At 58.8% G+C, this 11,817-nt stretch carries 12 protein-coding genes and 2 pseudogenes; 4 read left to right on the top strand and 10 right to left on the bottom strand.

The annotated features are described in order from the left end of the window. Positions 1-367 (bottom strand): gluconokinase (locus tag PMI29_RS20295; RefSeq protein ID WP_007996182.1); only part of this gene is annotated, 367 nt, incomplete at its 3' end. 216 nt (positions 368-583) lie between these two features. Here PMI29_RS20295 and PMI29_RS20300 point away from each other — a divergent pair. Further along, complete coding sequence (locus PMI29_RS20300; protein WP_007996181.1) at positions 584-1,615, top strand: LacI family DNA-binding transcriptional regulator; 1,032 nt, start codon at positions 584-586, stop codon at positions 1,613-1,615. 189 nt (positions 1,616-1,804) lie between these two features. Here PMI29_RS20300 and PMI29_RS20305 read toward each other — a convergent pair whose 3' ends face one another. Continuing rightward, a complete protein-coding gene (locus tag PMI29_RS20305) occupies positions 1,805-2,053 on the bottom strand; it encodes a DUF6124 family protein (RefSeq protein WP_007974480.1) in 249 nt (82 codons plus the stop codon). Positions 2,054-2,439: 386 nt separating this feature from the next. Here PMI29_RS20305 and PMI29_RS20310 point away from each other — a divergent pair, with 386 nt between their 5' ends. Beyond that, positions 2,440-3,078 (top strand): glutathione S-transferase family protein, encoded by a 639-nt coding sequence (locus PMI29_RS20310; protein ID WP_007996180.1) that lies wholly within the window; start codon positions 2,440-2,442, stop codon positions 3,076-3,078. Between the two features lie 84 nt (positions 3,079-3,162). Here the strand turns inward: PMI29_RS20310 and PMI29_RS33050 are convergent. From PMI29_RS33050 to PMI29_RS20335, 6 genes and pseudogenes are all read right to left on the bottom strand, one after another. Beyond that, positions 3,163-3,570 (bottom strand): annotated as a pseudogene (locus PMI29_RS33050) (methyl-accepting chemotaxis protein); the annotation flags it as partial. A gap of 138 nt (positions 3,571-3,708) precedes the next feature. Next, positions 3,709-4,482, bottom strand: a pseudogene (locus tag PMI29_RS33045) (PAS domain-containing protein); the annotation flags it as partial. Positions 4,483-5,054: 572 nt separating this feature from the next. Then, positions 5,055-6,068 (bottom strand): ABC transporter substrate-binding protein, encoded by a 1,014-nt coding sequence (locus PMI29_RS20320; RefSeq protein WP_007996178.1) that lies wholly within the window; start codon positions 6,066-6,068, stop codon positions 5,055-5,057. Next, positions 6,065-6,613, bottom strand: a complete 549-nt coding sequence (locus PMI29_RS20325) for a sigma-70 family RNA polymerase sigma factor (RefSeq protein WP_007996177.1) — start codon at positions 6,611-6,613, stop codon at positions 6,065-6,067. The genes PMI29_RS20320 and PMI29_RS20325 overlap by 4 nt, the downstream gene beginning before the upstream one ends. A gap of 239 nt (positions 6,614-6,852) precedes the next feature. Beyond that, a complete protein-coding gene (locus PMI29_RS20330; protein WP_007996176.1) occupies positions 6,853-7,644 on the bottom strand; it encodes a phosphate/phosphite/phosphonate ABC transporter substrate-binding protein in 792 nt (263 codons plus the stop codon). A 48-nt stretch (positions 7,645-7,692) separates the two neighbouring features. Next, positions 7,693-8,634 (bottom strand): fatty acid desaturase, encoded by a 942-nt coding sequence (locus PMI29_RS20335; protein WP_007996175.1) that lies wholly within the window; start codon positions 8,632-8,634, stop codon positions 7,693-7,695. Positions 8,635-8,962: 328 nt separating this feature from the next. On the opposite strand from PMI29_RS20335, the gene PMI29_RS20340 reads away from it, so the two are divergent. Beyond that, on the top strand, positions 8,963-9,379 hold the full coding sequence (locus tag PMI29_RS20340) for a GNAT family N-acetyltransferase (protein ID WP_007996173.1): 417 nt from the start codon (positions 8,963-8,965) through the stop codon (positions 9,377-9,379). A gap of 132 nt (positions 9,380-9,511) precedes the next feature. On the opposite strand, the gene def is transcribed toward PMI29_RS20340, so the two are convergent. Beyond that, positions 9,512-10,051 (bottom strand): peptide deformylase, encoded by a 540-nt coding sequence (gene def, locus PMI29_RS20345; protein WP_007996171.1) that lies wholly within the window; start codon positions 10,049-10,051, stop codon positions 9,512-9,514. 2 nt (positions 10,052-10,053) lie between these two features. After that, positions 10,054-11,010: a YihY/virulence factor BrkB family protein gene (locus PMI29_RS20350; RefSeq protein WP_007996169.1), complete on the bottom strand. Its 957-nt coding sequence runs from the start codon at positions 11,008-11,010 to the stop codon at positions 10,054-10,056. A gap of 354 nt (positions 11,011-11,364) precedes the next feature. On the opposite strand from PMI29_RS20350, the gene PMI29_RS20355 reads away from it, so the two are divergent. Beyond that, on the top strand, positions 11,365-11,742 hold the full coding sequence (locus PMI29_RS20355) for a hypothetical protein (protein ID WP_007996168.1): 378 nt from the start codon (positions 11,365-11,367) through the stop codon (positions 11,740-11,742). Positions 11,743-11,817 lie beyond the last annotated feature (75 nt).

The following is an 11,817-nucleotide window of genomic DNA, read 5'->3' as shown; positions in this document are numbered from 1 at the left end:
TTGGCCGATGGGACACACGGTCGGCGGCCACTTCGGGGGTCAGCTCAAGGAACACGAAGCCCAGGCCCGGCAAGGCACTGCGCAAGCGTTCGCGGTAGATGTGTTTGAGCGCCGAACAGGTCAGCACCGGGCGCTGGCCCTTGGCGTCGACACGGCGCAGTTCATCGCACAGGCTGTCGAGCCAGCCGGCGCGGTCTTCGTCGTTCAGGGGGATCCCCGCGCTCATCTTTTCGATATTGGCGGCAGGGTGGAAAGAGTCGCCTTCAATGGCCGTGGCGCCGCTCAGTTGGCACAGGGCCTCGCTGACGCACGTTTTGCCGCAACCGGCAACGCCCATGATGACCAGGGCGGTGATGGGATGATTCATGTAACACCTCAGCGCGCAGACAGCGCTACCTTTGCCAGTTATGACACTAGACCAAAAGCAGAAGTTGCCGACGCCTTTCTTGTCATTTTAAGGGTTGCAGCAGGTTCGTTTCCCAATGCCAAAAAGCGAGGATCAGGCGAACCCCCGCTCACGCATTTGCAGCTGCATCGAGACAGCGCTACCTTAGTGCCTTGAATTTTGTTTGGCAAGCCGTCGATGAACCCAACCAAGAACGATAAAAATACCCGCACCACTGGCCGCCCTACCCTGAACGAAGTAGCCCGCCTGGCCGGCGTCAGTCCGATTACCGCGTCCCGCGCCCTGCGCGGCGTCAGCACCGTGGCCACCGAACTGGTGGAAAAGGTGCAGAAAGCGGCGCTGGAACTCAACTATGTGGTCAACCCCGCCGCCCGTGCCCTGGCCTCGGCCCAGAGCCAGTCAGTCGTGGTGCTGGTGCCGTCGCTGTCCAACCTGCTGTTCATCGACACCCTGGAAGCCATTCATCAGGTCCTGCGGCCAAAGGGCTTTGAAGTGCTGATCGGCAACTTCCACTATTCGCGCGATGAAGAAGAAAACCTGCTGCGCAATTACATGGCGTATCAGCCGCGCGGTTTGTTGCTGACCGGTTTCGACCGCACCGAAAGTTCGCGGCGGATGATCGAAGCCAGCAATATTCCCTGTGTGTACATGATGGAACTGGACAGTGCGGCCGGGCTCAATTGCGTGGGTTTCTCGCAACTGGCCGCTGGCGAAACGGCAGCCGAGCACCTGCTGTCCCGCGGTCGCAAACGCCTGGCCTACATCGGCGCGCAGCTGGATCAGCGTACGTTGCTGCGCGGCGAAGGCTTCCGCAAAGCCCTGCAAAAAGCCGGTTTGTATGACCCGGACCTGGAAGTGTTGACGCCACGCTCTTCCTCGGTTGGTCTGGGCGGCGAGCTGTTTTTGCAACTGCTGACCAGTCACCCCGATGTCGATGCGATCTTCTTTGGCAACGACGACCTGGCCCAGGGCGCCCTGCTCGAAGCCTTGCGCAATGGGATCAGGATTCCCGAGCAGGTGGCGATCCTCGGTTTCAACGACTTGCCCATGTCCGAGCACATGGTCCCGCGCCTGAGCAGCATCAACACCCCGCGCGAGGCCATCGGCCGTCGCGCGGCAGAGCAGATGCTGACGCTGATGGCCGGCAACACCGTGGCCAGACCGGTGCAGGACATGGGGTTTGAGTTGAAGGTGCGTGAAAGCACGTAGACGCGACACAACCGCAGTGAAGTGAGACTTTGTGGCGAGGGGGCTTGCCCCCGTTCGACTGCGGAGCAGTCGTAATCCGGTTCACGGGGTTTAACTGTATGACCGCAGTGTCTGCTTTGGGGTCGCTTCGCAACCCAACGGGGGCAAGCCCCCTCGCCACAGAGAAGGCATCTCACCCTCGCTCAGTGTTCAATCCTGCGGATCGAGGTTATCCAGCACCCGATTCACCGCCAGTTCGGCCAGCATGATGATCTGTGCGATCGCCAATGCCGTGTTGCGCTGGCTGCCTTCCAGAAACGTAGCAAAGTCATTGGTCATCACACTCGCCGAGGCCAGTGACTCGCAGGCGTGAGCCAACAGCGTTTCGTTATTGATGCCGGGTGAAATGGAGAACATCGGGCTGGGATTGCGTGGGGGGTTGGGCGTGGGTTTGAACATGGTGATGCTCCTAGAGTAATGGAGCTGCCAAGTCTCGCTGCGATACGAAGGGTGGCAGCTGTACGCGGGTCGCAGACCGGGACTCTAGAACCCGGTAGACCCGAAGGTCTCCCACGCACAGCCGCCATAACGTGAATTGATCACGAACAGTGGACGCTATGCGTCTAGAGATACCCGGGCTGCGAAACCCGATCGCTGAATTTGCAGCGACACGGAACGATAAAGTCCGGATACCAGGCGCACAAGTCGGCGGATTCTGGCGTAGTTGTAGGCAAGGGTGCAAGAAACCGTAATCTGCGAAACTCATCTGAAGCCGCTCTCCTACAGCGCCTTCCTATATGCCACCACCTACAATTGCCTGTAAGTCATTCTCGCTGGAGCAGACTATGGAACATGCACTGAAGATTCTCGGCAAAGCTTCGTCCATCAACGTCAGAAAAGTCCTGTGGACCTGCGAGGAACTGGGCATAACCTACGAGCGCGAGGACTGGGGCAGCGGCTTTGCCTCGACCCACAGCCCGGAGTTCCTCCGGTTCAATCCCAATGCGCAGGTGCCGGTGATCATCGATGAAGCCGGGGTGTTATGGGAGTCCAATACCATCTGCCGCTACCTGGTCGGCAAACACCATCACCATCATACCGAGCTGCTGCCTACTGAACCTGCCGCCCGCGCTCGGGTGGAGCAGTGGATGGATTGGCAAGCCACCGAGCTCAATCCGTCCTGGAGATACCCGTTCATGGCACTGGTGCGCAAGGACCCGGAATTCCAGGACCCGCATAGCCTTGAAGTCGGCATCCGCGGCTGGAACCAGAAGATGGGCATCCTCGAACATCAACTCGCGACCACCAAGGCCTATGTCGCCGGACCGCGGTTTACCCTGGCCGACATCGTCATCGGCCTGTCGGTCAACCGCTGGCTGATGACCCCGATCGAGCGTCCGGACTACCCCGCCGTCGATGAGTATTTCAAACGCCTGGCGCAACACCCCGGTTTCCTGAAGCATTGCTGCAACGGCTTGCCTTGAATGGCCGCAGGTTGGCCGCCTCGCACTAACCGCCACACAATGAAAAAGGGTCCCTCTACCGGGACCCTTTTTCATTTGTCACGACTAGTTCAGTTGCAACGTCGAATTGAACTGGCTGATCGCATCCACCACGTGACGCGAGCCCTGCTGGATTTCCAGGATCACCTCCCCCGCCTCGTTCGCCAGTTCCACGCCGAGGCCGGTTCGACTCAAACTCGATTGCATGCTCGATACCGCGCTGAGCGACAAATCGTGGTTCTTGCGCACCACCTCGACAATCTCCAGCGTCGCCTGACTGGTACGCGCCGCGAGGCTGCGCACTTCATCGGCCACCACGGCAAACCCACGCCCATGCTCACCGGCCCGTGCCGCTTCAATCGCCGCGTTGAGCGCCAGTAGATTGGTCTGATCGGCAATGCCGCGAATGGTCTGCACGATGGTGCCGATGATGTCGGACTGTTTGCTCACGGCATCGATGCTCAGTGCCGCTTCATTCAGGTCCCGGGAAATGTCCTGGATGATCTGCACGGTCTGCTGCACCACCTCGGAACCTTTGCGCGCACAGACGTCGTTTTGCACCGAGGTGCTGTGGGCCGATTCAGCGGCAGTCTGCAGGGTGGTCATCTGGTGAGTGATGTCGCTGGCAAACTTGACCACTTTGTACAAACGCCCCTTGGCGTCGAACAGCGGGTTGTAGGACGCTTCCAGGAATACCGTCTGACCTTGCTTGTTCCTGCGCTCGAAACGGTGAGAGTGGTATTCGCCACGATTGAGCGAGGCCCAGAAATTCCTGTAGCCCTGGGACTCGGCTTCGGCCCGGTGGCAAAACAGGCTGTGATGCTGGCCGAGCACCTCGTTGAGTGAGTAATGCATGGTTTTCAGGAAGTTATCGTTGGCGCTGATGACCTTGCCATCGGGAGTAAACTCGATCACCGCCATGGAGCGGCCTATCGCGGCGAGCCTGCTTGCGTTTTCGTGCTCCTTGTTGACCCGGGCGGTGATGTCGGTGGCGACCTTGATCACGCTTTTAACTTGTCGGTCGGGACCCAGCACCGGCATGTAGCTGGCTTCGAGCCAGATCTCCCGGCCGCTTTTGTGCAAGCGCAAAAAGGTCCCGCTCAGCGACTCGCCCCGCGCCAGGTCGCGCCACAGTTTGGTGTAGTCGTCGCTGCGGTAAAACTGCTCTTCACAAAAGATCCGGTGATGCTTGCCGCGCACTTCGTCGACGCTGTAGCCCATGGCATTGCAAAAATTTTCGTTGGCATCGATGACGATGCCGTCCGGGGTGAATTCAATCATCGCCATCGAACGACTGATCGCCGCCAGCTTGGCGTTGGCCTCGGTCAGCGCACAGCTGAGTCGTTCGATTTCCAGCAGGTCAGCCTTGTGATGTAGGTTGAACATTGTTGCATCACCTTCTGTGCGTTTTTTTGATTGATGAAAGTTGCAGGTCTTTCACATCCACCACTACGTTCCATGGAACAGGCGCACACATCCCTCCAAAAAGAAGGACTCGTCAGGTGATAAATGATGATCAATCGGAGGGGTCCTAAATCGGCACTCTCATCAAGACATCCTTCTCTTGATAGCCCGCATGCGGGCCAGCCCTAACAGATTCAAATCAAAGTCCATTTAGCGCGCGGCTCCCTGTCATTAAGTGTCGGTGCCTTCGATTGCGCACTCTTTCGCCAAGACTTCGACTGCCCCATCACGGTCGACATAGTTAGTTACAGCTGATCATAGACAGCCACCTTGGGTTTGCAAGGCCACTAGTATGCCATCACCGAGGACAAAATCGATTCAGCGGCCGGCGGTGAAAGCGGTGTTGGCTGCCGAATTGGCGTAAGACTTCAAATCGCATCGCGAGCAAGCTCGCTCCCACAGGGGATCTCTGCTGACCACGGGTTGTGTGGGCACAACAGATCCAATGTGGGAGCGAGCTTGCTCGCGATGGCTACCTTCCAGGCACCACAAAACTACAAGCTGGCACTCACCCTGGAGGCCACCTCCCCCGGCACCCAGCCCTTCCACACCTGCGGCTGTTCACGCAAAAACGCTTCGGCGACCTCACGGGGTTTCTGCCGCTTTTCACTCATCTGGCCCAAGGTCTGGTTCAACAGATCAATCGGCAAATCGACTTTTTCGAAGAACGTCACCAGCTCCGGATATTGCACCTTGAACGGTGCCGATACGCCGATAGCCAGGCTGGCCGGCATCGAGCGCGTGCCTTTGGGGTTCGGGTTGTTGGCGTCGGCCAGGGTTTTCCAGGCTTCGGCGTCGAACGGCGGTTCGTCGAGTTTCACCAGTTTGAAACGCCCCAGCAGCGGTGTCGGCGACCAGTAGTAGAACAGCACCGGTTTGCCACGGCGGATCGACGACGCCACCTCGGCATCCAGTGCGGCACCGGACCCCGTGCGGAAGTTGACGTAGCTGGCGGTCAGGTCATAGGCCTTGAGTTTCTGGCTGTTGACGATTTCCGAGGTCCAGCCGGTCGGGCTGTTGAGGAAGCGTCCGCGGCTCGGGTCTTCCGGGTCGCGGAACACGTCCTTGTACTTCGCCAGATCAGCGACGGATTTCAACTCCGGGGCCAAGGGCTTGATGCCGCGTTCGGCATCGCCCTTGATCACGTACTCTGGCACCCACCAACCTTCGGTGGCGCCTTTGACCGTATCCCCAAGGCCGAACACCTTGCCCTCCGCCGCAGCCTTGACCCACGCCGGACTGCGCCCGGCCCATTCTTCACCTATGACCTGGATATCGTTTTTGGCCAGCGCCGCTTCAAGGCTGACAGTGCTGCCCGGCAGCGTGTCAGTCGGGTAGCCGTAACCTTTTTCAACGATCAGGCGCAGGATTTCGGTGATGAGGCTGCCGCTTTCCCAGGTGATGTCGCCAAAGTGGATAGGTGCCGTTTTCTCTGTGGCCGATGCCGGGTGGGACAACAGGCTCAGGGCCAGCAGCGAACTGCCGAGCAGGGTTTTGATCGATCTCATGCGGACCTCTGGTTCTGGAGTGGGCTGTTCAGGGATTGATTGGCGCTGTGCCGGTCGCACAGGGCCTGGGAACGGGTCATGTAGTCGCTGACCGAACGCAGCGAGATGCCCAGCGCAGCGGCAATTTGCGGATAGGTCAGGCCGTCGATCCGCGACAGCAGGAAGGTCGAGCGGACTTTGCCTGGCAGCCGCTGAAGACTGCGATCCACACGGCTCAGGGTCTGGGACAACTGAGCCAGTTTTTCCGGCGATTCGGCGTGGATCGGCTCGGCCTGTTGCAATTGCTGAAGATGCCGGCGCTCCAGATCACCTCGGCGCCAACGCTGATAGAGCAGGCGCCGGGCGATGGTGGTGAGCAAGGCACGGGGTTCACGAATGGCCGTCAGGCCAGGGGCTTCGAGCAATTGCACGAAGGTTTCGCAGGCAATGTCTTCGACACCGGCGGCATCGTTCAGAGACTGACGCAGGCGTGTGCAGAGCCAGTGGTAGTGAGCGCGGAACAATCCGTCCACGTGATTGCGATGAAGAATATCGGCGCCGGACATAGGGGCTCCTGGGTTAGGGGTCGCTGAATGTCCGGTGGTCCGGTGAGGCGAATCCTAGCAAGGAGCCTTATTCTTTAATAATACTTAAAACTTATTTTTATATTCCCATAAAGAATTAAAGATCACTTGCGCCTGACAGTCCGTCATCGCGGGCAAGCCCGCTCCCACAGGGTTTCGGTGTACCTGTGGGAGCGTGGCTTGCCCGCGAAAAATGGACCTGTCGACCCGACATTTGCGCCCTATCGCAAATCTCCATACCCCAGCATCTCGGCCTCACGCTGATAATCGAGCACAACCTGATAGTCGCTTTCGCTAGCCGGCAGCACCTCTGGCAACCCGAGGATTTCGGCGACGTCAGGCAATTCGCGCAACGCCTGATTCATCGCCTGCAATAGCCCTTCAGCCTGCTGATCGCTGAAGGTGGCTGCCGTGATGTAGGGCAACGTCGGACTCAATGCACTGCGAGCAATCACGCGCAAACCGGCCACTTCCTCCTCGGCATGGCGCGCCAGATAGGCAAAGGTCACGCTGTCGATGGCCGCCAGATCAGCCAGGTCTTCGCGCAACCAGCGCAGGCTTTCGCGATGACTACCGCTGATTCCGACCTGCGCAAAAAACTGTCCGTCACGTTGCAACGGCGCCAACCGGTGGCGCAGCAGGTTCATGCCGCTGTTGGAGTCATGGTTATTGATCACGCCTCGGCTGCCGCGAAAATCCGCCAAGGTCTGTCGTCGATCATCGACGCGGCCCAACAGCAGGCTGCAATGATTGCCGCCGCTGCTGTCCGGCAGTTCATAACGAGGGCGCCCCAGCACCCGGACCTTGCCGCGCAATGCCGTCATCAGCGGATAGCCACAGGTTTGTGTGAGCAGCAAGTGCGGCGACAGCCACATCTCCATCAGTGACAGGCCTTCGGCAGCGCCGCGGGTTTCGCCCAGGTGCTCGAGGATTCGCGCCAGCCAGCGCTCGTTAGCCTGGCGGATAGGCTCGGGGGCGACGTACATCAGTAGTTCGGCGATGTGTTGGGTCATCAGGATATTCCAATACAACAGTGTTCCCTGTGGGAGGTGATCCATGGATCAGTGAAACGGATGCCTCGGGCTGTCGATGGCTTTCACACTGTGTTGTCGCCACAACTGCCCATAACCCCGCACCAGAAATCCACCACTGCGCGCCAGCCATTGCTCGCGGCGGGTCCGATAGGCGCGGGGCAAGTCGTACCAGGGCAACCCCGGCAACTCGTGATGCACCAGATGAAAATTGAGGTTCAGGAACAACCAGCGCCACGGCCACGCCGCTTCATTGAGCACGGTGCGTTGCTCCGGCGCCGCGTGAGGCCGATGTTCATAGTAGGAGCGAATCATGGCGATCGACAGCGCCGGCACACTGATCAGAAACAGGTAATGCCATACCGGCAACACGCTGACATTCGTGATGAACAACAGCATCAACCCGGTCATCAAGCCATGACTCAGCCACATCAGCCAGGCCTGATACTCGCCCACTCCAAGGCGCTGCAGCTCTTCGCGGGCCAACGCCACCAAGGCCAGCGGTGCACCCAGGGCAAAGCGCCCGAGCACGGTTTTGTTCAGCCAGTGCAGGCTGCGCACCAGCAGCGAACTGCCCCGCCACTGCTCGGCGCTCAGGTAACGGCTTTCCGGATCGCAACCGGGAATTGTCAGATCCTCGTCGCGGTGATGCAGCAAATGGCTATCGCGATACAAGGTGTACGGATACCAGACCGCAAACGGCGCGTAGCCAAGAATTTTGTTCAGGGTTGGCCAGCGCGTGGGATGACCGTGCAGCAGTTCGTGTTGCACGGACAGCCACAGCACCAACAATGGAATCAGCAACAGCGTGCTCCACCACAAACCCAACCGATGGCTGGCCAACACGATGCCAAACCAGCCGCCATACACACCGATCAACAGCAACCAGGTCGGCCATTCGGTGCGCGCGGTGAAGCGTCGGCGCAGGGTTTCGATTTCTTGTTGGTGGGCGCTATCAAAGTAATGGGGCATGGCGTTGCTCAGATCGGGGACCAGTCCCCTTCTGTGCAATGGCCTTGGGAAATCCTGCAGATTATTTTCAGGAAGATCGCTCCCATGTTGCATGGGAGCGATCAATCAACGCGGGATCAGTGACCGAACACGCCGACCTTCTTGGCCTTCTTGTCCGCGCGCTTTTCAATGGCGGTTTTCACCGGTTTCTTTTTCGCCGCTTTCTTTGAATCCATACCTTTGGACATGATGCGTACTCCACTCATGGGGATGTGAGATCAGGTATACACCTATCCCGGCGCGCGTGTTCTTTTATAATCGCCCACTTGCACACCGACAGTCCGAGACCATGCCCGATACCCGATTCACCCTGCTCGACGAGCCGTTATGGCCGTTGATGAACAAGTTCTATCGCGCTCACCAATCGTCGATGAAAGCCGTGCGCGAGGCACAGCTGTGGGTGGCCCGGCGCGACCAGATTGTTGCCGCGCTGTGTTTGCGCCCGGTGTCCGGCGGGCATTGGCTGACCGGGTTGTTTGTCGATCCGGGGTGTCGCGAACAAGGGCTTGCCGCCGGGTTGATTGCGGCCGCGGTGAAGGATTGCCAACTGCCGGTGTGGTTGTTCTGTCATCCGGACTTGCGCGGGTTTTATGAGCGACGCGGGTTCACTTTCGATCCGCCGATGCCTTATGCGATGGTTGAACGGTTGAGCCGTTATGCCCGTAGCAAGCCGATGATTGCGATGGGGTTGGCGCCAGGCGTTTAACTTACTCAACCCTGTTGGAGATCCAATGTGGGAGCGAGCTTGCTCGCGATGAGGCCCGGTCAGTCAACATTGTTGGCGACTGATACACCGCCATCGCGAGCAAGCTCGCTCCTACAGGGTTTTGCGGTGGCTTTAGTCGTCGGCGTTGGGATCCAGGTCCGGGAACATCACTTCGGTGAAGCCAAACTTGCTGAAGTCGGTAATGCGCGACGGGTACAAGCGGCCGATCAGGTGATCGCACTCATGCTGCACCACCCGTGCGTGGAAGCCCGAAGCAATCCGCACGATGGGCTCGCCCTTGGGATCGACGCCTTCGTAGCGAATCTGCTGGTAACGCTGCACCGCACCGCGCAGGCCGGGCACGGACAAACAACCTTCGAACCCCTCTTCCAGGGTCGGGCTCAGCGGTGTGATCAACGGGTTGATCAGGATTGTCTGCGGCACGGCCTCGGCATCCGGATAACGCTCGCTGTGCTCGAAACCGAAGATCACCAGTTGCAGGTCGACGCCGATCTGCGGAGCAGCCAGGCCAACGCCACCCACACTTTCCATGGTCTGGAACATGTCGTCGATCAGTTGCCACAGCTCGGGGCTGTCGAACATCTCGGCCGGCACTGGCGGGGCAACGCGCAGCAGGCGTTCATCGCCCATTTTCAGAATTTCACGAATCATGATCAGGTTTCATCAATGGTCGGTTTGTGTGAGTGATCGCGGCCCAGTCCCGACACGTGGTGTTTTTCCTCATGGACGGGACCGTGCTCGCCAGCCACTTTTTCGCCAGGGTCCTTGCCCTCACGCGACATGTGCTCGATCACCGCATTCATCTCCGCGCCCAGCAGCAGCACCGCGGCGGAAATGTAGAAGTACAGCAATAGCACAATGATCGCACCGATACTGCCATACATGGCGTTGTAGTTGGCGAACTCCTTGACGTACAAGCCGAAGCCCAGGGAGGCGATGATCCACACCACCACCGCCAGCACCGAGCCTGGGGTGATGAAGCGAAACTCCTGTTTGACGTCGGGCATGACGTAGTAGATCAACGCCACCGCGACCATCAGCAGAACCACGATCACCGGCCAGCGCGCGATGGTCCAGAGCGTGACGATGAAGTACTCAAGGCCGACTTGCGCGGCGATCCACTCCATCACCTGCGGCCCGAGCACCATCAGCGCAGCGGCGATCAGCAGCATGCCGGCAATGCCGACGGTGTAGATGATCGACAACGGAAAACGTTTCCACAGCGGGCGGCCTTCAACCACGTCGTAGGCAGCATTCATCGCACTCATCATCAGCCGCACACCGGCGGAGGCGGTGTACAGCGCAATCACGATACCCACCGACAGCAAGCCGCCCTTGGATTGCTGCAACTGGTCGATCACCGGGTTGACCTGCTCCAGTGCCTGGGGCGGCAATACCAGTTCCGATTGCAGGCGCAGCCAGGAGAAGAAATCCGGCAGGTGCAGAAAGCCGATCAGGGCAATCAGGAAGAGGATGAACGGAAACAGCGAAAACAGCATTTGATAGGCCAGCGCCGAGGCATAGGTCGACATTTCGTCGGCGATGAACTCGGTGACCGTGCGCATCATCACACGGTGCAGGGGCAAGCCTCTCATGTCCGGAAAAATCATTAGCGTCTCCATTCGCCGCATACGCATTTGGGTTGAAGTCGTGGCGACTCAGGGGCCGTTTTCTTCATCAAGGTAGCCCAGTTGGCGACTTTGAAACAAATTCAGAGTGCAAGTTCAGGCTGACACAAAAACGGCCATCTGAAGATGTCCGCTTCTTCTTTTCATTAAAGACATTTCAATGGAGGAAAGTCGTTACACAAGGTTGACCGGGGGCTTTTGCAGGGCGTTTCATTTATTTTCACCACGACATTTCATCGTTCAGTGCAGGTTGCGCTTTATGTTTGCCCGGCAACCCCTGAGAATGCGCAACACATTCAGGCCATGGCGCTGAAGATCCAATCCCGTAGGAACGTTATGAAACTCGATAAAAAGCAGGCCATTGCCCGCAGAAACCAGGAACTCGGCGGTGCTGTGCTTGGCGTCAACAACTGCCACTTCACCGAATTGAACCGCAACCGCAACATCTGGTGGTTCGACATCCCGGTAGCGCGCCTGGCCGTGGGTCAGTACGAGTGGATTCACCTGCTGATGCACACGCCGGACACCGACGAGTTGCTGCACCTGAAAGTGCCGACCGTGTTCCTGCGCGAGAAGCTCGAAGGCCTGGTGGTGCGCAACCAGGGCAAACGCAAGGCCGCCCTGAGCCTGGAACTGAGCGCCGACAAGGACTCGTACCTGCAAGACATGCGCCCGGCGGGCACCAACGTCAACTTCGCGCCGTTTCGCTTGTAGGAGCGAGCTTGCTCGCGATGGATTCAAGAGCGCTGCGTTTAACCAGTAAACACGCGTTATCGTTAACGACCATCG

It is taken from the genome of Pseudomonas sp. GM49, assembly GCF_000282355.1.
Taxonomy (GTDB): domain Bacteria; phylum Pseudomonadota; class Gammaproteobacteria; order Pseudomonadales; family Pseudomonadaceae; genus Aquipseudomonas.
The sequence above is the reverse complement of the archived record's forward strand: the minus strand, read 5'-3'. Positions and strand labels throughout refer to the sequence as shown.